The following is a 20,195-nucleotide window of genomic DNA, read 5'->3' as shown; positions in this document are numbered from 1 at the left end:
AAATGGATTACTTAGCATTGTTAAACCAGGGGAGCGTAACGACTTCCTTTTTTGATCAGAACAAACCACTTCCTTTAGTCATAACTGATACCTCTAATAGTATTTCGTTAATAGAATGGGCATCAAATAACAGTGAAGTGATTAAGCAATGTGTATTCAAGTATGGTGCTGTATTATGTCGAGGCTTCGTAGTAAAAAGCCATAAGGATTTTGAACGTTATATCGAGCTAACTTCAGCAGGCGCGTTACCATATCATGAACGCTCATCTCCAAGAGAACAGGTGGAGGGTAATATTTATACGTCGACAAGCCAACGAGCAGATCAATCTATATTTTTGCACAATGAGCAGTCTTACAATCTTAACTTTTCTCGTAATATTTACTTTTATTGCGAAGTGCCTGCAGCAGTTGGTGGCGAAACACCGTTAGCTGATACCCGAAAAATACTTGAGAGAATTCCAGAGCCGTTAAAATTAAAACTCGTAGAGAAAGGATACCAGTATCAAAGGAATTTTTCCGAGCTTTTTGGCTTAACATGGCAAGAAGCATATCAAACCAGAGATCGTAATGAGGTTGAAAGTTACTGTACACAAAACGACATTCAGTTTGAATGGGCGGACGGAGATATAGAGCTGCGTACGAGGCAAAAACGAGCAGTTATTGCTATCCATCCTTTTACAAAAGAAAGGTGCTGGTTTAATCACTGCACATTTTTCAATTTCAAAACTTTGTCAGAGCAAGTGCAATCTTCTTTGAGTACTATTTTCGACATGAAAAATGTGCCAAACCAGACTTGCTTTGGAGACGGAACTCCTTTCTCTCACTCTGAAATTATTCAATTGCAACAAGCTTATTTAGCGGAAAAAGTGAGTTTTAAGTGGGAGTCTTCTGATGTGTTAATGGTAGACAACATGCTTTCAAGTCATGGTCGAGAACCATTTCAAGGAAACCGAAGAGTGCTAACAGGGTTGAGTGAACCAACATTGTGGAGCGATGTGCAAGATAAAGAAATGATGGTATTAGAAATCTAGGCTTGGTGAATAATGAATATTGAATCTGGGATCAGAGACACTTCAGCACAAGATGAAGTTATCGTAACAAAAAAGAGCCGTGGGCCAATAGTGAAATGGGCAATTGTCATAATCATTTGTTTAGTTGTTGCTTTTAGCGTTTGGGGCAGAGTGTATTCCATTCTGTCTGGGGAGAAAGGAATTTCGGTTGATCAATTGAGCTTTATCGAAGTGGGCAAAGGTGACTTCATACGGCAAGTCACAGTACAAGGTGTCGTTGTAGCGGCCAATAGCCCAACCATATATTCAGGTTCTCCTGGTATCGTTCGCTACTCGGTAAAGGCTGGAGATGCTGTTAGTAAAGGGCAAGTGCTAGCGACAATAGAATCTCCTGAGTTAAACAATCTAGTTAACCAAGAACGTACAAGACTATCTGAACTAGAGCTTGCAGTTGAGCGCCAAGAGCTTGAACTTAAATCAGCGCTGTCAGATGCGCAAAAAGAGATTGATTTAGCGAAGGTTAACTTGGTTTTGGCTGAAAAACAAAAAGAACGTGCAGAAAAATCCTTTGAAGCTCAGATTATTAGCAAAGAAGCATTAGAGGTAACTGTAGCAGAGCGCGAGGTAGCTTTACTTAACCATAAACACTCAATTATAGAGTATGGAAATGTTAAGGACGAAGAGAAATTTGAACTGGATACACGCAATTTTGAGCTTCAACGGCAAAAATTAATTTTAGAAGATGCTGAGCGCCAGTTAACGGAGTTAGTTTCCCACTCCCCAATTAACGGTGTGGTGGGGGTGACAAGCTTTAAAGATTTTGATCAAGTTGAAGATCATCAACCTTTATTAACAGTAATCGAATTGGATAATTATGAAGTTGAAGTTTACATACCTGAAATCTATGCGGATGAAATGACACATATGATGGAGTCGAAGGTATTTGTGAATGGAGAATATAAAAATGCTCAGCTTGTAGGAATTTCACCAGAGGTAGTCGATGGCCAAGTTAAAGGGAGACTCCGTTTTGCTGATAATTCTATTGGACTCAGACAAAATCAACGTGTTAGTGCACAAATTTTTATTGAGTCAAAGAGGGATGTCTTAAAACTTAAATCTGGGGCTTATTTGGATTCATCCGGAGGAAAGTACGTTTATGTTGTTAAGGATCAACACGCTGTCAAACGTGAAGTCAATTTTGGAATGAGAAACGCTGGAGAGGTTGAAGTTATTAGCGGTCTTAAAGAAGGTGAAGTGGTAATTGCTTCAAATGTCGAACTGTTTGCTCAAGCAAAACAAATATATTTATATAAATAAAACTTAAAGAGATAAATATGGAACACTTAATAGAAATAAAAAAAATTCGCAAAGTATTTAAGACTGGGACCGTAGCGACTAATGCACTCAGAGACGTTGATTTAACAATAAATAAAGGTGAGTTCGTGTCGATCAAGGGACCATCTGGTTCAGGTAAATCAACGCTATTAAATATAATAGGTTTGTTAGAAGATTATGAATCTGGTAGTTATAAACTTGATGGTGTTGAAGCTAGTAGTCTGAATGATGATCAGGCTTCAGAACTTAGAAACGAAAAAATCGGTTTTATTTTTCAAAACTTTAATTTGATCGCTGAATTGTCACTTTATGACAATATAGAAGTACCTCTTATATATCGTGGCATGACAAGTCAGGAACGTAAACAACGTGTTGAAGAGTCTTTGCGTTTAGTTGGACTTTGGGGCCGTAAAGAGCATCGGCCAGATCAATTGTCGGGTGGTCAACGTCAACGTGTCGCTATCGCTAGAGCTTTAGCTGGCAAGCCTTCACTCATTTTGGCGGATGAACCAACAGGTAATCTAGATAGCGAAATGGCTGCATCAGTTATGGACTTACTGTATCAAATCAATGAAATGGGCAATACCATTGTTATGGTAACGCATGATGATGAATTAGCATCAAAAACTCAGCGACAAATTCAAGTGACGGATGGCGTTGTTAAACAATGCGATACTGAGACAGAACTTCTAAAAGAGCAGGAAGCGTCATATGCTTAAATATAATATGAAAATGGCGTGGCTTTCGATTCGCCGTCGCCCTGTATTAAATCTTTTAATGGTAATGGCTATCGCTATTGGTATTGGTATATTTACTGCAGCAATCACAATGGTCTATCAAGGAAGCCAAACAGACTTACCACATAAATCTGATCGACTATTTTTAGTTCAACTAGATAGCAGGAATCTGGCAAGCGAACCTGTAGATAATTTTAACAAGATGATTGATATGACTTACATTGACACGGTTAATGTCAGTCAAATTGATTACCCAAAATCTCAAATAACATTTGGCTGGCTTACCGACCAGCTCGTAAATGTCGAGAATAAAAATGTAATGCCATATAGAGGCTTTTCATTTGTAACTAATAGAGCTTTTTTTTCAATAATGGATATTCCATTTTTATATGGCTCTGCTTGGAGCCAAGAGCAAGAAATAAGTGGTGCGCCAGTTGTAGTTATAACAAAGGCGAGAAACGATTTATTGTTTAACGGTGAAAATAGTGTTGGTAAGCAAATTCGTTTAGATGATAAAGCCGTAACTATCGTTGGTGTAATTGATGAGTGGCATGTGAGATATCGATTTTATGATCGTACTTTCATGAAAGGCCTCTCTGATGATGCGTACCTACCGTACCGATATGCTTTAGATGCAAATTTATCACGTAATGCACGCTTTGAATGTTGGGATAACACTAGCATGCGTTATCAATCGAGTGGCACTGAGGAGCTTTTGGCTTCAGAGTGTGGCTGGATTACAGTTTGGTCGTTATTAGACAGCAAAGACGATTTAGCTGAATTTAGAAATGTCCTAGATGATTATGTAGATGGACAGCGTGCTTCAGGTCGTTTTCCGCGAGAAGGTGGTCATCTGTTGACAAGCCTCGATGAGGTGATGGCCTATGTACATAACAAGAATGTTGATTACCAGTTCTATTTCATTATTGGCAGCATGTTTATGGCCGCGTGCATATTTAGCGCTGTAGGTATTATGTTGGCTAATTTTATGAGCAAAACTAGAGAAGTTTGCATTAGACGTGCATTAGGTGCGAAGCGAAAAGTACTGATTGGCCAATATATTAGCGAAGTTGCGGTAGTAGGGTTTATTGGTGGTGTATTAGGTATATTTATAAGTTTTGGATCCCTTCACCTTATGAAGCTCAAAATGTTTCACAGTGTAGGTTTTTATGCTGACATCGCGGATTTAGATTTGTTGTTTAAGCTAGATGCTGTCATGGTTGGAACTGGAATTTTCATTGCAATCATTAGTTCAATTCTAGTGAGTATTACCCCGATTTTAAGAGTCTGTCAGGTAAAGGTTAGTCGTAACCTTACGATGGAATAGGATAACAAGATGAACTTAAAACACATTCTCACAATGATAAAATTCCATAAGTTCTTTGCACTAGTGATTATTTTGCAAGTTACTTTATCCATGAGTGTTGTTAGCAACTCTTTCTTTTTGGGGTTAAAAGTATACAAAGAGTGGTCTCTAGCAGAGGGAATAGTCCCAGAAGAATTAATCACTATTAGTGCGAAAACTTATCAACCAGGTGCCAACTTTCAAAGCTTATTAACAGAGGATCTTGATGAGCTGAGTAAAATTAAAGGTGTAAAAGGCGTTACTCCGATCAACTTAACCCCTATCGCAGCCGGATGGCCAAATACTATTTATGATAGTGAAGGCGAAAATAAGACTAGTTTGCAAACGCATATCTTTAATGTCGACAGCAATGGTCTTAATGTCTTAGGCCTAAAATTAATAGAAGGGCGAAACTTCAATAGTATTGACGTCAAGTATAGCGATGGTTCAGAGCAACCTAATGTGGTTATGTTGAGTGAAGCTATGGCTGAAGAGTTGTTTTCTGACAGCGATGCAATAGGCAAAACTATATGGCTAGCTGAGGATTCAAGTCCAGTTGAGGTTATTGGGATTTACAGTAATTTTATTAGTAGTCAATTCTTGGCGGCTAAAGGGATGCCTTATCGCAGCATTTTACAGCCTAAAGTTGTTTGGCATAGAGAAAATGCGCAAAGTTACATAATACGGGTAGAACCAGGAACCGCTGGCTCTGTAAAGAATGCAATAAGTGACCATTACGCCCAAATAGTAGGGAGAACTGGTGGTAGGCCTGATTCACTTGCTGACGTAAAGTGGCAAGTTTTCTTTGAAAGAGTGGGTACATTTCTCATGTATATGACGATAAGTGCCTTATTATTAATCATTACATTTTGCGGCCTTATAGGATTGATTAATTTTATAGTCTCTACTCGCAAGGGACAAATCGCAACAAGAAGGGCATTAGGCGCGAAAGTGAGCCGTATTATATGGGAATTTATAACTGAAAATATGGTGATTACTGTCGTAGGTATTCTATTTGGTTTGCTCTTTACGGTAGTTATTTCTTCAATGTTTAGAGAATTTAATGGTTTAGTAGCAGCTGATTTGGTTTATGCGTTGGTTGTAGCTGTCGTTATATGTTTACTTAACGCGATAGCCGTGACTATTTCTGTTAGAAAAACAGTTAAACGTCAGCCATCTGAATTGTTGATATAAAAAATTTACAGCCCTAAGTAGGGCTGTTTTTTCGTGGGTATATAATATGACTAAACTTACAATTCTTGATCAAACCCCTGTTTTTGGCACACAAAGCGGTGTTGATGCAGTAAGAAGGAGCATAGCATGCGCCCGCTATGCAGAGGAAATTGGCTATGATGCATATTGGGTAACAGAACAACACTCTATGAAAGCTTTTGGTTGTGCATCTCCAGAGATATTAGCTGCGAATATATTGGCGCAAACTAATAAAATTAGAGTTGGGGTTGCTGGTATCCTGATTGGGCATTACTCACCTTTAAAAGTAGCCGAAAATATTGCGTTGTTAAATGCGATAGGTAATGGTCGATTTGATTTTGGTATCGGACGTACCCCAGGCGCAATGCCTGATGTCACTAAAGAGTTAGGTGGTGAAACTTTCACCCCCGAAGAGCTTGATAGAAAAAGTGATGAAATTATTTCATATTTGAGTGACATGAACTCTTTAAGTGCAGTTCCAGTACCAGACTCTTTTGACAGTTACTGCATATTATGTGGAAGTATGGGAGGTGCAGTTAAATACGCAGCTCAAAATGGATTACCATTGGCCTACGCTATGTTTGTTAACCCTACTCACTGTCAGGAAGCGATAGAGTATTATCGTTCGAATTTTGTCCCATCTAAGCTTTTCGATAAACCTAGAGTTTCTTTGGCTGTCAACGCTATCGTTGCTGAGAGTGACGATATAGCGCAGGAGTTGGCTTTACCGGCCATTAATTTTTTTATTCGAAGCAGAACTGACGGTTATGAAGGAAGTTTTCCTACACTGGAAGAAGCCAAACTATATGACTTCAGCGAATCTCAGAATCATATGCTAACGCATATTTTGAATTCTTCGCTAATAGGTAGCCCTGATACCGTGGAACCAAAACTAAAAGCCTTATTGACGCAAACCCAATGTGATGAGTTAGTTGTATTAACACTGGTTGAAAAAGAAATAGAACAACTATTTTCATACCAAGCAATCCATAAAATCATGCAAAAGCATAATAAAGAAAAGCAATAAATTCATTGGAGCATAGAGTATAAACACATGACTAAACAATATTATTTAAAGGAAAATGTTTTTATCAATCCTCTGGTAAATAGTTGGTATGCTTGGCCTTATTTGCTACCCCCTGTTACATTTGCAATGTACGCGAGTAAAACACATAAAAGACTAATGAACTCGTTTGTCAATAATAGCGAAATACATATTATGGCTAGCCAAAATAGCGAGTTAGTTGGTGGAGAGTTCGTTGATTGTAGCCTTGAGCAAGTTGAGGAAGTCAAACAATTATTGGCTAATCTGGATGAACAATTACCGTTTCTGCAAGAGATAGCGAATGCTGTTGATAAACTGAACAGTATGCTTATGCAGCACAATACTGGGCTATGTATTGAAGCGTTGTATGAACAAATTCCGGAACCTTTAAAAGGCTATGTTGAGCTAAATATGGATTTGTATCATCAGCCCTCCTTTAGACTAATTGAGGGGTTGCTTTATAAGGGGCCATATTATCGTAAAGACTTGCAATCAATTTCGTTTGGGTTGCTAAATGAAGATTATAAACGCCCATTCATATTTAATACTCCTATATTGCCACAAAGTAATAATCTATTAGTGCAAGCTTCATTTGATTCCGATATTTGGGATGATGTGTTTTCAGCACGTACAACGCCTTTAACTGAAGAGAAAATTAGAACTTTATTCGAAGATAGATTACTAAAAGGTGGTTTGTCTGTTGAAGAATTATTTACGGAAGAGGCCCCTAGTAAACGTCACCAAAAAGTGGCAAGTGGGGTTAAATTTACATATACGGGACATGCTGGCCTTCTTATTGAGTCGCCTGATGTGAGTGTGCTAGTCGATCCGATTATTCCGTCGAGAATACAGAGCAACCATAACGATGTGGTCAGCTTTAGCGAACTCCCAGATTATATAGATTATGTTTTGATCACTCATAATCATTCTGATCATGTACAGTTTGAAACGCTTTTACAGCTACGTCATAAGATCGGTAAAGTTATAGTCCCAACTAATAACGGAGGCTCTTTAGCTGATCCGTCACTAAAACTAATTCTACAAAATTTAAATTTTAATGTTGTAGCCGTTGAAGATATGGAAGAAATAGAGCTTGTAGGCGGGCGTATTATTGCACTACCATTTTTGGGTGAACATGGGGATTTAAATATTCGAAGTAAATCGGCTTGGTTCGTAGAAATAGCTGGGAAGTCTATTTTTGTTGGAGCTGATTCGGTTAATTTAGAATCTGCGCTTTACAGGCAAATTAAAGAATATGTTGGCAATATAGATGTGCTAGCTATAGGGATGGAGTGTGTAGGTGCACCTTACACTTGGTGCTATGGTGCGTTAACAACTTCTACGGTTAGCAAAGAAATCAAAGAGTCAAGGCGTTTAAATGGCTCTGATTTTGACAAAGTTAGAGTGATGTTAGACATATTTAAACCGAATCAAATGTTTATTTATGCGTTAGGCATCGAACCTTGGTTTCGATATTTTATGGGTCTTGAATACACAGAAAACTCAGAGCAATTGATTCAAACAAATATGATGCTTAATTACTGTAGAGACAGAGGGGTCTCTATAGAATTATTAGAAGGTAAATACTCTGAGTTTATAGAATAGAGGGGCTTTATTTTTAAGCTCTGGTGGTGTTTAGAAGGTAATCGTGCAGCGAACCACTCCTGGAGATTAACATTCCAGGGCAGTAAACTGTCGATATCGCACTGTGGTTGAGCCAAGGCGTTTAAGCAATGCATCACATAGTCGAATGGCGTTAGGCCGTTTGCTCTGGCTGTTTCGATTACACTATAGAGGATTGCGCTACTCTCTGCTCGGTTGTTGTCTATTTTTAGGTGTCCGTCATCGAGGTAGCGGATGAGTTTCGGCCATTGTCTTAGGGTGTAGTGGACACCGAACAATGATAATAGTTCATACTTTGCGTTGATTTATGGGCTATACATTTCTGTATTACATATCTTGTGGTTCTGTTTGATCGCATTTCTTGTCACTTCTGAAAAAGTATTATCTGTTTTTCAAAGAGTTGGAAACAGAGTTAATCAAACCTGCGGTGTCGGACTTGTAGTGTTTGGGGCAACTCTAGCGTTCACGAACTCAACAAGCTCGTAAAGCAAAGCTTCCATGCCACTACAAACAAAGAAACGAAAAAAAGTTGGTGAGCTTTCAAACACCACTCCATAGCTATCAGTCATAAGGAAATGTACTGTGATTTCTATACTACGATCTGCTATTGAGTAATTACGTTAAATTAAAATGGGCCAGAAATGGTTGGATGAACGGCCGCTTTGTAGAATGAAGGTAACATTGATAGTGTGATTACGTCAAAATCGCTTGGTACTTATACCGTCAGTATCCCTTGGTAATCACACTGCTATAGCTAAATAGAATAGACTCAATCGGCTACTTGGTTGAGTCTACTCTTCCCTTAAGGTATTTCCAGTTAGCGCGAGCGTAATGTTCTGCGTCTAATTGCAACCATGACGCTACTTAGTAGAATAAACAAGTAGCCGAACGCACCACCTGAACTGCCTTTATCTTCCTTATCGGTCGTCGTTGGAGTTGAGCTCGCTTTGTACTGTGCTTTTACAACCAGCTCACTGGTGACTTGGTCAAAAGCTAGATCCCAACCGGTAAATGTATAACCATCTCGTTTTGGCTCAGTGGGCGGCGTTGCTGCTTGTCCATGAGCAACTTCTGCTGCTTTGATGACGGTGTCATTCCAATCCACAAACTTCACTTGATACTTGTTAATCTCAAATTGTGCCGTAATGGTAAGATCTTGATTGACATCATTAAAGTCGGTATTCCAGCCTGTAAATGTATAACCTTCCCGGGGCGGAACTTGAGGAGCCGTTGCAGCACTACTTTCTTCAATAGTTTGAGTAGAAAGCACGCTTCCATCCCAGTTCTTAAACACGACACTAAATTGTTGTGGTTCATAGCCTGTTACCTGAAATGCGACTTTGTTGTCTGTGTAGTCTAATTCAGGGGCTTCTGATGAAAAGCGAACACTGGGTGTAAACACGCCAGCTTCGCTAGGCGTTACAGTAAACGAAACTTGGACTGACTTAATATCAGACGCGCCAGAAAAACTACATAAGCGACTGTTACTCTGGTCGATGCAGTTAACTGTATATCCTTGATCTATAGAATGGAAATCCAATTTGATTGCGGCGTCAGCATCGAGGTAAAGATCAAATAGGCGCGGTAAACTGGACAATGTGTTTTCAGTTATTTCCAGCGTAACTCGATTGCTGGCTCCTGTTTTTACCTGTTTTGCTCCCGTTATATCTTTCACTGAGATTTTACTGATCTGTTCTTCGTCAACAAAGATATAAGGCGTGGCGCCTAACGTTGTTAATTCTCGGGCTTTCGCACCTTGGCTATAAATGCCAGCAGAATCTATTTGAATGTTGGCATCTAACTGCCAAACACCTTGACCTTTTTGCAAGTCATCTGTGCTGAAATTTAGGCTTGTAGTGCCAACAAACGTATTCTGATCACTGCCCTGTTGCCACTGTTCTATGGTGAAGAGTTTATCTTTTGCCTCGGAGCCTTCTGGTGCTCTGAGAGAGTAGTAGCCTTTGGCCATACCAGAAATATCTGACGCCGTGACGGTTAAAGTAACGTTTTGCTCACCATTCGTTGAGGTCAATTGATTTGATGAAAAAGCGATATTGTTGATGCTTGGCGGCACAATATCTAGTTCAGTTTGATTTTTAACCGTAATAACGGAAGGTAGACCGAGTTGATTAAAGTGGCCTCGATTGTAAGCCCCCATATTTCCATTGCTATCTGTGAGCATCGCAGAGGCAACAAACCACTCACCTGGTAGATCTTTATCAGTAAAGGTAAAAGAGTAATTCGAACGATAAACTCCTTCGACATCCGTTTCTTGCCAATCAGATGACTCAGCCTGTTTTATCGCAAGTGATTTATACTGGCTAGGTGGTGAAACCCTTATTACACCTTTAGACATCGTTGAGTGGTCATAAGCTTCTATGGCTATATTAACCGTTTTATCGCCTGTATTTACATCAACTTCAGTGTCTGAAATCGTAATTGATTTTATTTCAGGGTTAACGCCCTCAGAGACTTTATCATTCGCGACGATGATATGTGGGTTAAAGCCCGCAGCTTCAATTTCACTCTCGCGCAGCCAAAAGCGAACAGCGTTGTTTACGTCAAGTATATGGCCTAGGGTTAAAAACCATTTACCATTTAGGTCGGCATCAGTGAAAGTGAAACTGACCTTACTTTCGTAAACTCCCGGCTCGTCCGTTTTTTGCCAATTAACAGCGGCTGCAGATTTATTGCCACCCCAGCTGAAGCCTGTTGGTGGTGATAAATAAACGCGTGCGGCTTTTACACCGCTTTCATCATAAAACCTTAGTGTTATATCAACGGTTTTGTCACCGTCGTTGACATTAACTGAGTTGGAGCTCAACTGGATTGATCTTAACTCTGGTGGATTTCGTTCGGTTTCAGTTGTCGTTTTTTGTTCTTGGAAGCAGTGGGTATTGAGTACATCCAACATAGACTCGGCGGGCAATAAATTGTCACTTTTGCCATTTTCAGCATTTGCCATTAGTAATTCAATTTTTGTATCACAATCTATTTTTGGGTTAGTGATGGTATCTAAACTAAGTGATTGGCTTGCTTGTGCATTCATTGCTGCTAGCCCAGAGACTAGCGTTGCCAGTGTGGTTTTCTTAAAGAGATTAAAACTCATTGTTAGTCCTTTAAAGTTATTGCGTATAGCACTATTTAGCGAAATACTCGGTTAGTACTGATTAGTACTACAAAATTGAGTAAACACCCTAAATTACCATATGGCTCTAAATCTTTAGAGGATTTTTTGTACTTAAATTGTGAACAAATGTGTAAGCCAGTTTTCCCTACTCTGTTGAGTTAAGGTGATTTTTTAGATGTTCGATAAAAAGCTGGGTTTTATAGGGGGTGTAGTTTGTTTTGGGATAATACGCCCATAATTGTTTTGTTTCGGATTTTATTTCAGGTAATACAGGTATGAGTAAACCTTGATCAAGTTCCCTTTTCACATAGCTAGGCGCAATAAATACCAGTCCCAAACCTTGTACTGCTGCTGTCAACATAGCGTCGAGTTGATCAGAAACGAAGTTATAGTTGTCAAACTGGAAGACATCGCCATTTTCTAAAATAATCCCGCCTAGTTTGTGGTAATAACTGCTTAACAACATTTTATGTTGGCGCAGATCATTAAGGGATTTGATAGGCTCATGTTGTTTGAGATAGTGAGGAGCACCAAAGATCTGCATTTGATAATCAATGAGTCGACTGCCTTTATGAGAGGCTGAGTCAAAAGCTTCATAGTAGCGTGTGATCACTAAATCGTGAGTAAGATCTGGGTGTGCGCCAGGGGCGATGACATTAAGGTGAATTTTTAATTTGGGATATTTGGCTAAAAATGAGGCGATATTTGGCATTAAAATGGTGCTGCCTACCGCGAGTGTTGAAGCGATTTTTAAGCTACCAGATGGCGCTTGATTCAGTGCTTGTCCGTGATCAGTTAAACATTCAAACTGCGCTAGCCATAGAGAAGCCTTCGGTAAAAAGTGCTCCCCAGCCTCAGTGAGATTGACTTGGCGAGTGGTACGAATAAATAGCGTTAAGCCAAGCTGTTGTTCTAACCAATCAATTCGCTTGCTCACTGCAGATGCTGAAACCCCCTCTTCATCTGCGGCACGAGTAAAACTGCCAAACTCTACAACTTTGCTAAAACTCCGCACTCCGGTTAGCCAATCCATTAATTATTTCCTAGCAAGAATAAGTGTTTTTATTATTACCTTGTTTTTTGGATATTAAAAGCTCGATAAAATCATCCTCAGTAAATTCAAGGGGGTTGACGTGTTTCAAGTTGTGTTTTTAGCTGTTTTGCTGATGTCTTGCTCTCAAATCGCAAGCCAAATTTACATTCCTGTTTTACCTAATATCACGGATTCCTTACAGCTTACACCTAGTCAAGGACAAGCAGCAGTAATTAGCTATTTTACTACACTAGGAGCTGCGCAACTGCTGGTTGGGCCGCTACGAGATAAGTTTGGTGATAGACCTTTATTTTTTAGTGGGCTGGGTATTTTACTGTTAGGCACAGTTTTTTGTTCGATTGCATCTAGCGCCGAGGTATTTTTTATCGGTCGAGTGTTGCAAGGCATTGGTGCTGCGTCGCCGGTGTTAATTGGTAGAACGCTTCTTGCTGCTAGATTATCAGGTAGTGAACTTAAAAGCGCGATGGCGACGCTATCAATGTCGGTGAGTGTTACTGCGATTTGTAGTCCATTCTTGGCTGGGGTGTTATCTGGCTGGGTAGGGTGGCAGGGGATGTCATGGTTTGCGTTTGCTTATTATATTTTGATACTGGTTTATGGCTATAAAACTATGCAGCAGAGCAGTAAAATTACTATGTCGCTGAGGCCAAAAGCGCTCTTTAATGAATATCAAAGTCTATTGTTAAACCGCTCGTTTATTTCCCTTGCGTCGCTCAAGTGGTTGCCTACTTTTTTGTATCTCACCATTCAACTGTATCTGCCGTTTTTATTGGCACGGCAGTTTGGCTTGGAAGCTAACGCAATAGGTCAGGCGATGATGATCCCCATGTTTGGTTTACTCATAGGGTCAGTATTAACTAAGGTATTGCAGCGCAAGCGCACTTATTTAGATATCGTGATTTGGACTTGGCCGGCGCTCGTTGTCAGCGTGTTATTGCTGCTATTTGCAAGTGGTAGTGCGTTTGCTGTTTTGCTTGCTTATGCTGCGATTATGTTTGTATTTGGCGCTTATTTTCCAAGTTACATGCACCTTATTGGCGTTTTACATCCAGAGAAAGCAGGAACAGCTAATGCGCTAGTCGGCGCGGTTGAGCTGTTATTTTTTTCTTGCGTGGCTTGGTTAGTCAACCGATGGCTACTGAGTGGCGTTGAGTCACTCGCGGCACTCGTTTTTGGTTGTGCGCTGTTACTGTTTATAACCTGGCGGCATTTACGCACTGTCCTTATGCCGATTTGTAAAGAGTAATAGAATGCAGGGTTTCTGCTACATAGCATTTATCTATGAGACTGTTGGCTATGTATGTGATCTTAGGGTAGGGAAAAATAACAATGCAGTTTGAAACAGAACGTTTATCCATAAGGCGAATGACAATGGACGACTTAGATGCGGTTTACAGCCATCGGAAAAACCCAAATACGTCAAAATATATCGGTGCGCCTGCCACGTTCGAATCGGCAAAAGAGAGGCTAATTCAAGCTTGCCAACCTTGGAAAGGTGGGGTCGATGAGCGTTTGATCCTTGCGATCGTTAAAAAGCCACAAGCTCAACTTATTGGTGAACTCGTTTTTAAATATGTCGATGCAGGAAAACGGGTCGGTGAGATTGGCTTCCGATTAGCTGAGGCCGAAATTGGTAAGGGTTATGGGGAAGAAGCCGCAGCATCACTGATAAAGGAGGCTTTTCAAAGTTTCTCTGTAGATACAATTCAGGCCATATGCGCTGTAGACAATCAACAATCGCAGCGGTTGATGCTGAAGTTAGGGATGAAACGCAAAACTCGTTTAAAAGCCTTTTTGGATATAGGCGGTGAAAAGCACGATATCTATATCTATCAATTAAATAACCTGAGTTGCTAGATCTAGATAAGGAAATAATTTAAGGTGATTTTAAAACAATGAGTTAGCTCTAAACTTCCAGTAAAATAGAAATTAACTTGAGTTTATGAAGCTTGACCTATAAAAGGGAACTAATTACAGTGCTTGATTTTAAAGGATTAAATGTGACATGAAAAGAATAACCGTTCTGGCGTTGCTGCTACTCTCTGGATGTCAAACTAGTAACACTTCTGTGCCGTTAACAGCTGAAGAGCTAAAACATATTCGCTATGTAGATATGCGACATTTACCCATCAAAACTCAAGCGGATGGTTATTGGATTCAAAAACGCCGGATAGAACCCATATATCCAATAGAGGCGGCCAAAGGTGGGATATCGGGATGTGTTTCTTTGATGTTGGGTATAACCCCTGATGGGAGAGTGGGAAGCTATAAAATCACCAGCAGTTATCCCGAGGGCGTTTTTGATATCAGCGCACTTCAGGCTATTAAAAAGTGGCGTTGGATCCCCGATGACAACAACCCTGCGCGTCAGGCTATATTAATCGATGCGAAGCTTGATTATTTTGTAATTCAAGGGCAAAAAAATTTGGATGAAGCAAAGCGAAACTGTGAATTCACCTCCATTCCGGGGCGTTAAGTGTAGCAGTTTTACTGCATAGCGCGCGAACGTATCCGCGCTTTTATGATTTGAGGCAATTAAAATGGAATTTGAACTTTTAGCGCAGCACAAAGCGCTGATACCAATCATTGCAAAATGGTACTTTGACGAGTGGGGGAGCATTGTTGAAGAGGCTTCTGTAGAGCGTTTTGAGCAAAAGCTTTTAGACTATCTTAACGAGTCAGCCATTCCTTGTGTAATCGTTGCGCTTGATGGCGATACAGTCGCAGGAGTCGTGCAGCTTAAATTTCATGAAATGAGTATCTACACAGATAAAGAGCACTGGATTGGTGGTGTATATGTGGACAAGCCCTATCGTGGAAAGCAGTTGGCGTCACGCTTAGTGACAGAAGCGGAGCGGTTAGCCATTAAATTCGGTGTCAAAACGTTATATTTACAAACGGAACACCCAGAAGGTGGACTCTACCGAAAACTCGGCTGGCAACCGCTCGAAAACGTCAATTACCGAGGCGTTGATGTGGTAGTGATGAGCAAAACAGTAGTTTAGTTAAACAAGCTAGATTTTAAGCTCAGGTATAAGGCGTAATAAAATCCGACTGTCTCATATGTGCAAAACTAGACCGTTCATCAGCAACTTATCGCCTTAAATCCAACTGCTATAATGGACGTTCGCCCAACTTGTGTTCGGACAGAAACAATTTAGAGCCGAATGTCGGATCCATGCTGTAAGTTCAATTAGTTGGTATAATGTTATCCTTTTAGTTATTTTAGAAAGGCTAACAGACATTTAAGTAATGGAACTAGATAGTCCTAAAACTATACCAAATATTAAAAATGTTACGCCACTCACTTTATTGAATCGGCCTCGGCCTTTTTCGCCTACTAGCAGCTTTACCTTCTCAGCAAGTGCTGCATAACCAAAATAAATTGTGAAATGGATCAATGCACTGATAATGCACAGCATCACAACTTGAGGCATCAATAAAACGGTTGGATTAATAAATTGAGGTAGTAATGCCGATACAAAAATTAATGCTTTTGGATTCAAAGATGTAACCCAAAATGCTTGCTTAAAAATCAGCCATGGTTGATGGTGTAAAGAGGACTGAGAGCCGTCAGTATCAAGCTGAGACACTGGCGAACGATATACTTTAATGCCTAAATAACATAGATAACCAGCACCAATTACTTTTATAAAAGTTAATAGTTCACTAAATGTTAGAATGACTGCTCCCAGACCTGTCGCACTTATAATCAACAAGAGCTGAAATGCAGCGACATTACCTAAAACGCCAAGCGCTGCTAGCTTCTTTCCATGGTTCAATCCATTGTTTATAGAAAGTAACACAGATGGTCCAGGTGACACCAAAAGTACCGTAATTATTACAGTATACGTAACGTATTGTTCTATATTCATTTTAATTCCTGACAATTACTTAGTTACTTGGTTTTCACTGCCGTAATCGCGAATAACATTGCCAACTCTTATTCTGAAGTGGCTAAAAAGCTCTTCCTTTCCTTTTTTCTGAGCGATTTGGTGTTCAAAATGCTCTTTCCATTGCATTAGCGCTGTTTCGTTTTGCCAAAATGATAAGGATAAAAATCTATCTTGGTTAGAGAGGCTTTGAAAACGCTCAATAGAGATAAAGCCATCAACCTCGTTGAGTGTACTTTTCAACGCCTGCGCCATTTCAAAATAGATCGCTTTTCCCTGCTCTTTTGGAGTTACTTCAAAAATCACTGTGAGCATGTATTTTCTCCTTCAAGATCTCGCTTGTAAGTTGAGGGTACAACCTGCAAAAACGTACGTTTCTCATTAACAATAAACTTTTCCCTTTGGGCAAAGCGAAAGTTGCTTTTACCAAGTTCTGACAGGCGTAACTTGCTTCTATAGCGTTCATAATCAGCCAAAGAATCAAAACTGATTAAGCCGTAAGCTATATTATTTGAACCCTCATGAGGTAAAAAATACCCTAATAACTCTCCTCCACATACGGGAATGATTTTGCTCCAGTTTTCAGCGTATCGTTCAAACATATCCAATTTGAAGGGATCAAGCTGGTATTCAATAAAACAGGTAATTTTCAAAGTGGTTGTCTCCATTTTCGTTTTTTGGCAGTCTACTCGTCATTAAATTTTGATACTTCGATGGCGATCGAACTGTGAAGGAAAAAGAGTGGAACCTAATATTGCCTATATTGGAAATTTAATCGGAGATACAGCTCGTTCTAAAATGCTTACAGCCTTGATGAGTGGTAAAGCGCTAACGGCAACAGAGCTATCACTTGAAGCAGATATTACCCCTCAAACAGCGAGCAGCCATTTAATGAAATTAGTTGAAGGCGAGCTTTTAGTCGTCAGGAAGCAAGGCCGCCATAAGTATTTTCAGCTAAGAAATATCCAAGTCGCTGAACTTATTGAGCAAATGCTTAATATTAGCGTATCTGTATCAAGTCCAAAGATATCAACTGGGCCTAGAAACGAGAGATTGAGAAAATCCCGTATTTGCTATGACCACCTAGCAGGAGAGTTAGGCGTAAAGCTGTTCGATGCTTTGGTGGACAAAGGTTGGCTAATTGAAAACTCTACTGAGATTATATTGACGAAAACAGGGCAAAAGTTTTTTAGCAGCATAGGCGTTGATTTCAGCTCTTTTAAAAACCGAAGCAGACCAATATGTAAGGCATGTTTAGATTGGAGCGAAAGAAGAAGCCATCTGGCTGGCAGTTTAGGTAAGTGGGTACTAGACGATGCTATGAATCGCAACTGGGCAACACAAGATTTGGATTCAAGGGTAATTCAGTTTACTCCTCAAGGACTTAGTGCCTTTACGAAAAGGTATGGTATTTAAGTGTTAATACATATTGTTGATGTATGCCGTTCAATGTTAACTCCTCGCTTAAAGGCGGTCTTAATGCCAACTCGCTAAAGGTAATAAATAGAGCCAATGCGTTGCTCAGAGGCTCTTTTAAAGTTACTACGTTAACAAGCTTTAGGGCAGGAATGAGTTGGCTGAACGACCGCTAGGTATGTACAAATAGTGCAAACAGCAGACATCCACCATAACATAAATGCAAATTATGGTGGGTGTAAGTGTTAGCCTAGTATTATTCATCTTGCTTACATGAAAATGGGCCAACCAGGTCGCTTTTGATGGCAAATTTGGTATCAATTTCCGGATGCCGTGTTTTTATCTCCTCAAGCGCTTGCTCGAAGTTCTTTTTAACCATCACTCTCCAAGGATGCGATGAAAATAAAATATAGTTATCGTAGTCATTCACATGAAAATGGATATCCCCGATATAGGTGAGGCTATTTTCTGCTATATCAAAAGTGCCAAGGCAGTTTAAGTTGGGATCAACTAATTTGGATCCTTGCATATATAACACCTGGTCAATTTCGTGCGTCCCCACTGGTAGTGGTAGAACAATCAACTTTTCCCGGGTGTCTTTTAGAACGAAGCTGTAGTTGTCTAGCATTTTTTGTGTATTTCGGGTAATGAATTGAGCATTACCAATATCGCCAGAGGTACTAAAACGGGCTAAAGCTAAGCCATGTCCTTCAGGCAAAGGCTTTTTAGCATCATATGCCAATTGCGCGCAACCAGACAGAAAAAGAGAACAAACAACAACCATAGTTTTAAACATATTTACTTCTCACTACATAAAGGTGCGGCATTACAAGCACCTATCAAATTCTAATCGCGAGCATTAAACCCAAAAAAAGCAAACATTACAACTACAAGAAATACACAAACAACCATGATTTTTAGAACAAATAGCAGACACCCACCATAACATAAATACAAATTATGGTGGATGTCAGTGTTAGCCCGTACTTCAATAGTGCATTTATCGCGGCGTTTAAGTGGTAGTGAAGATTATAGCTTTGCTTTAGCTGTATACTGTTCCAAACCGAACCTGACGCAACTATGGGATCCTCCTTCCAATGGCAGACCAAGCTATTTCACTTTCTAAATATAATCAAGATTGGCCACGGATGTTCCAAGATGAAAAGCTAAGGTTAGCGCCTTTGCTATGCCCTTGGATTGAAGGTGGTATTGAGCATGTGGGTAGTACAGCGGTGGTTGGTATGGTTGCTAAGCCTGTGATAGATATTATGGTGGGGGTTAAGTCGCTAATAGCGTCAAAAGAAGCCATCCAAGTGCTCACTCAACACGGTTATTGTTATTACCCCTATAAAGCTGACGTAATGCACTGGTTTTGCAAACCAACGCCTGAGTTTAGAACCCATCACTTACATCTTGTTCCTTTCAACAGCCTACTTTGGCAAGAGCGTATTTCTTTTAGGGAAAAATTAAGAGCATCATCTGTTTCAAGAGCTGAGTATTGCGCGTTAAAGCAGGCATTAGTAGAAGAATACAAAGATGACCGTGAGCAATATACTCAACAAAAATGGCCGTTTATTAAACGGGTGTTGGGTTGTTAATTTAATGTTGATTTTTTGGTTCTTAGCCCAATATAACGTAAAGCAGTAGTCGAGTATTAAATAGGTGAGGCTTGGCTCTGCTGTGATTTTTACGTTAGAGGAGTTGAAGAAAAGGAATGAAAGGAAAAAAGATATTAATTGTTGGTGGGAGTACAGGTATTGGCCTCGCATTGGCAAAACGCGTAAGTGAAGATGGCGGTGAGGTATTAATAGCCTCGAGATCTGCATTTGACAAACAAGCTAGCATTAGAAGTCAGCCATATCTTGAAAGTTGTACTTGTTATTCGGTTGATATCACAGTTGAAAGTGAGATTAAAAACCTACTTGAGAAAATAGGAAAAATTGATCATCTAATTTTTACTGTTAAGTCTCCACTCATTGTTTCTCCATTTTTAGAACTCGATCTCAAAGAGGTTCGTCATGCTTTCGATACTAAGTTTTGGGGGCAGTATAGCTTTGCTAAATTGGCTCACCAATATATTAACGATGGCGGGAGTATTGTGTTTTCGTCGGGAACATTAGGTAAGCGGCCTTATAATGGGTACTCAACATTAAGTACGATAAGTGGTGCAGTTGAGTCACTTGGGAAGGCTTTGGCAATTGAGCTTGCTCCTATTCGGGTCAATACCGTTTCACCAGGATTTAAAACATTGAAAGAGTTGGAGGAAAAAATTCCTCTAGGTCTTGGAAGTGATTCTCAAATTTCCAATTCATATTTGTTTTTGATGAATGACAGTTATATAACGGGCTCAACGATAGTGAGTGATGGTGGAGCTATGCTCGTTTAGGGGTGACCT

At 39.9% G+C, this 20,195-nt stretch carries 20 protein-coding genes and 1 pseudogene; 14 read left to right on the top strand and 7 right to left on the bottom strand.

Annotated features, from left to right (window positions below; translation table 11 throughout):
• Nucleotides 1-2 precede the first annotated feature (2 nt).
• The 7 genes from GSF04_RS02755 to GSF04_RS02725 are packed head-to-tail and all read left to right on the top strand — an operon-like array spanning nucleotide 3 to nucleotide 8,289.
• Nucleotides 3-1,031 carry a TauD/TfdA family dioxygenase gene (locus tag GSF04_RS02755; RefSeq protein ID WP_211856474.1) on the top strand — a complete coding sequence of 343 codons (1,029 nt, stop codon included), beginning with the start codon at nucleotides 3-5 and terminating at the stop codon, nucleotides 1,029-1,031.
• Nucleotides 1,032-1,043: 12 nt separating this feature from the next.
• Entirely contained in the window at nucleotides 1,044-2,327 is a 1,284-nt protein-coding gene (locus GSF04_RS02750) for an HlyD family efflux transporter periplasmic adaptor subunit (RefSeq protein ID WP_211856472.1), read from the top strand.
• A 17-nt stretch (nucleotides 2,328-2,344) separates the two neighbouring features.
• A complete protein-coding gene (locus GSF04_RS02745; protein ID WP_039491314.1) occupies nucleotides 2,345-3,064 on the top strand; it encodes an ABC transporter ATP-binding protein in 720 nt (239 codons plus the stop codon).
• On the top strand, nucleotides 3,057-4,409 hold the full coding sequence (locus GSF04_RS02740) for an ABC transporter permease (protein WP_211856471.1): 1,353 nt from the start codon (nucleotides 3,057-3,059) through the stop codon (nucleotides 4,407-4,409). Before GSF04_RS02745 ends, GSF04_RS02740 begins: the two co-directional genes overlap by 8 nt.
• A gap of 9 nt (nucleotides 4,410-4,418) precedes the next feature.
• A complete protein-coding gene (locus tag GSF04_RS02735; RefSeq protein ID WP_211856470.1) occupies nucleotides 4,419-5,621 on the top strand; it encodes an ABC transporter permease in 1,203 nt (400 codons plus the stop codon).
• 46 nt (nucleotides 5,622-5,667) lie between these two features.
• Nucleotides 5,668-6,666: an MsnO8 family LLM class oxidoreductase gene (locus GSF04_RS02730; RefSeq protein WP_039491307.1), complete on the top strand. Its 999-nt coding sequence runs from the start codon at nucleotides 5,668-5,670 to the stop codon at nucleotides 6,664-6,666.
• A gap of 27 nt (nucleotides 6,667-6,693) precedes the next feature.
• Nucleotides 6,694-8,289: an MBL fold metallo-hydrolase gene (locus GSF04_RS02725; RefSeq protein WP_039491305.1), complete on the top strand. Its 1,596-nt coding sequence runs from the start codon at nucleotides 6,694-6,696 to the stop codon at nucleotides 8,287-8,289.
• A 68-nt stretch (nucleotides 8,290-8,357) separates the two neighbouring features.
• On the opposite strand, the pseudogene GSF04_RS02720 reads toward GSF04_RS02725, so the two are convergent.
• The 3 genes and pseudogenes from GSF04_RS02720 to GSF04_RS02710 all read right to left on the bottom strand — a co-directional run.
• A pseudogene (locus GSF04_RS02720) lies at nucleotides 8,358-8,576 on the bottom strand (transposase domain-containing protein); the annotation flags it as partial.
• Nucleotides 8,577-9,124: 548 nt separating this feature from the next.
• Nucleotides 9,125-11,416: an InlB B-repeat-containing protein gene (locus tag GSF04_RS02715; RefSeq protein WP_211856469.1), complete on the bottom strand. Its 2,292-nt coding sequence runs from the start codon at nucleotides 11,414-11,416 to the stop codon at nucleotides 9,125-9,127.
• 166 nt (nucleotides 11,417-11,582) lie between these two features.
• Nucleotides 11,583-12,470, bottom strand: a complete 888-nt coding sequence (locus GSF04_RS02710; RefSeq protein ID WP_211856468.1) for a LysR family transcriptional regulator — start codon at nucleotides 12,468-12,470, stop codon at nucleotides 11,583-11,585.
• 100 nt (nucleotides 12,471-12,570) lie between these two features.
• Here GSF04_RS02710 and GSF04_RS02705 point away from each other — a divergent pair, with 100 nt between their 5' ends.
• The 4 genes from GSF04_RS02705 to GSF04_RS02690 all read left to right on the top strand — a co-directional run bounded on the left by GSF04_RS02705 (nucleotide 12,571) and on the right by GSF04_RS02690 (nucleotide 15,496).
• Nucleotides 12,571-13,737, top strand: a complete 1,167-nt coding sequence (locus GSF04_RS02705; RefSeq protein WP_211856467.1) for an MFS transporter — start codon at nucleotides 12,571-12,573, stop codon at nucleotides 13,735-13,737.
• An 83-nt stretch (nucleotides 13,738-13,820) separates the two neighbouring features.
• Nucleotides 13,821-14,348 (top strand): GNAT family protein, encoded by a 528-nt coding sequence (locus tag GSF04_RS02700; RefSeq protein WP_211856466.1) that lies wholly within the window; start codon nucleotides 13,821-13,823, stop codon nucleotides 14,346-14,348.
• Nucleotides 14,349-14,496: 148 nt separating this feature from the next.
• Entirely contained in the window at nucleotides 14,497-14,967 is a 471-nt protein-coding gene (locus GSF04_RS02695; protein WP_211856465.1) for an energy transducer TonB, read from the top strand.
• Between the two features lie 64 nt (nucleotides 14,968-15,031).
• Nucleotides 15,032-15,496: a GNAT family N-acetyltransferase gene (locus GSF04_RS02690; RefSeq protein ID WP_211856464.1), complete on the top strand. Its 465-nt coding sequence runs from the start codon at nucleotides 15,032-15,034 to the stop codon at nucleotides 15,494-15,496.
• A gap of 240 nt (nucleotides 15,497-15,736) precedes the next feature.
• Here the strand turns inward: GSF04_RS02690 and GSF04_RS02685 are convergent, their stop codons facing one another.
• From GSF04_RS02685 to GSF04_RS02675, 3 genes are read right to left on the bottom strand one after another with little or no spacing between them, the layout of a single operon-like run.
• Nucleotides 15,737-16,366, bottom strand: coding sequence for a LysE family translocator (locus GSF04_RS02685; RefSeq protein WP_211856463.1), 630 nt, complete (start codon nucleotides 16,364-16,366; stop codon nucleotides 15,737-15,739).
• 15 nt (nucleotides 16,367-16,381) lie between these two features.
• Nucleotides 16,382-16,699, bottom strand: coding sequence for an antibiotic biosynthesis monooxygenase (locus GSF04_RS02680; protein WP_211856462.1), 318 nt, complete (start codon nucleotides 16,697-16,699; stop codon nucleotides 16,382-16,384).
• Nucleotides 16,687-17,052 carry an NIPSNAP family protein gene (locus GSF04_RS02675; RefSeq protein ID WP_211856461.1) on the bottom strand — a complete coding sequence of 122 codons (366 nt, stop codon included), beginning with the start codon at nucleotides 17,050-17,052 and terminating at the stop codon, nucleotides 16,687-16,689. Before GSF04_RS02675 ends, GSF04_RS02680 begins: the two co-directional genes overlap by 13 nt.
• A gap of 73 nt (nucleotides 17,053-17,125) precedes the next feature.
• Here GSF04_RS02675 and GSF04_RS02670 point away from each other — a divergent pair, with 73 nt between their 5' ends.
• A complete protein-coding gene (locus GSF04_RS02670) occupies nucleotides 17,126-17,800 on the top strand; it encodes a helix-turn-helix domain-containing protein (protein ID WP_102058476.1) in 675 nt (224 codons plus the stop codon).
• Between the two features lie 256 nt (nucleotides 17,801-18,056).
• On the opposite strand, the gene GSF04_RS02665 is transcribed toward GSF04_RS02670, so the two are convergent.
• The gene (locus GSF04_RS02665) at nucleotides 18,057-18,596 is read right to left on the bottom strand and encodes a hypothetical protein (protein WP_211856460.1); all 540 of its coding nucleotides are present in this window, start codon (nucleotides 18,594-18,596) and stop codon (nucleotides 18,057-18,059) included.
• Between the two features lie 301 nt (nucleotides 18,597-18,897).
• Here GSF04_RS02665 and GSF04_RS02660 point away from each other — a divergent pair, with 301 nt between their 5' ends.
• Together GSF04_RS02660 and GSF04_RS02655 are read left to right on the top strand one after the other, a co-directional pair.
• Nucleotides 18,898-19,398, top strand: coding sequence for a GrpB family protein (locus GSF04_RS02660; RefSeq protein ID WP_211856459.1), 501 nt, complete (start codon nucleotides 18,898-18,900; stop codon nucleotides 19,396-19,398).
• 116 nt (nucleotides 19,399-19,514) lie between these two features.
• The gene (locus GSF04_RS02655; protein ID WP_211856457.1) at nucleotides 19,515-20,186 is read left to right on the top strand and encodes an SDR family oxidoreductase; all 672 of its coding nucleotides are present in this window, start codon (nucleotides 19,515-19,517) and stop codon (nucleotides 20,184-20,186) included.
• The last annotated feature ends 9 nt before the right edge of the window (nucleotides 20,187-20,195 follow it).

Origin of the sequence: Pseudoalteromonas sp. A22 (genome assembly GCF_018141345.1) — a bacterium.
Taxonomy (GTDB): Bacteria; Pseudomonadota; Gammaproteobacteria; order Enterobacterales; family Alteromonadaceae; genus Pseudoalteromonas; species Pseudoalteromonas maricaloris.
This window is presented reverse-complemented; position numbering and strand designations above follow the sequence as displayed.

Coding starts and splice junctions, on each gene's coding strand:
- GSF04_RS02655 (WP_211856457.1), top strand. CDS start 19,515: ATGAAAGGAAAAAAGATATTAATTGTTGGTGGGAGTACAGGTATTGGC.
- GSF04_RS02700 (WP_211856466.1), top strand. CDS start 13,821: ATGCAGTTTGAAACAGAACGTTTATCCATAAGGCGAATGACAATGGAC.
- GSF04_RS02730 (WP_039491307.1), top strand. CDS start 5,668: ATGACTAAACTTACAATTCTTGATCAAACCCCTGTTTTTGGCACACAA.
- GSF04_RS02710 (WP_211856468.1), bottom strand. CDS start 12,470: ATGGATTGGCTAACCGGAGTGCGGAGTTTTAGCAAAGTTGTAGAGTTT.
- GSF04_RS02675 (WP_211856461.1), bottom strand. CDS start 17,052: ATGGAGACAACCACTTTGAAAATTACCTGTTTTATTGAATACCAGCTT.
- GSF04_RS02755 (WP_211856474.1), top strand. CDS start 3: ATGGATTACTTAGCATTGTTAAACCAGGGGAGCGTAACGACTTCCTTT.
- GSF04_RS02725 (WP_039491305.1), top strand. CDS start 6,694: ATGACTAAACAATATTATTTAAAGGAAAATGTTTTTATCAATCCTCTG.
- GSF04_RS02715 (WP_211856469.1), bottom strand. CDS start 11,416: ATGAGTTTTAATCTCTTTAAGAAAACCACACTGGCAACGCTAGTCTCT.
- GSF04_RS02735 (WP_211856470.1), top strand. CDS start 4,419: ATGAACTTAAAACACATTCTCACAATGATAAAATTCCATAAGTTCTTT.
- GSF04_RS02665 (WP_211856460.1), bottom strand. CDS start 18,596: ATGTTTAAAACTATGGTTGTTGTTTGTTCTCTTTTTCTGTCTGGTTGC.
- GSF04_RS02740 (WP_211856471.1), top strand. CDS start 3,057: ATGCTTAAATATAATATGAAAATGGCGTGGCTTTCGATTCGCCGTCGC.
- GSF04_RS02685 (WP_211856463.1), bottom strand. CDS start 16,366: ATGAATATAGAACAATACGTTACGTATACTGTAATAATTACGGTACTT.
- GSF04_RS02695 (WP_211856465.1), top strand. CDS start 14,497: ATGAAAAGAATAACCGTTCTGGCGTTGCTGCTACTCTCTGGATGTCAA.
- GSF04_RS02660 (WP_211856459.1), top strand. CDS start 18,898: ATGGCAGACCAAGCTATTTCACTTTCTAAATATAATCAAGATTGGCCA.
- GSF04_RS02750 (WP_211856472.1), top strand. CDS start 1,044: ATGAATATTGAATCTGGGATCAGAGACACTTCAGCACAAGATGAAGTT.
- GSF04_RS02680 (WP_211856462.1), bottom strand. CDS start 16,699: ATGCTCACAGTGATTTTTGAAGTAACTCCAAAAGAGCAGGGAAAAGCG.
- GSF04_RS02690 (WP_211856464.1), top strand. CDS start 15,032: ATGGAATTTGAACTTTTAGCGCAGCACAAAGCGCTGATACCAATCATT.
- GSF04_RS02745 (WP_039491314.1), top strand. CDS start 2,345: ATGGAACACTTAATAGAAATAAAAAAAATTCGCAAAGTATTTAAGACT.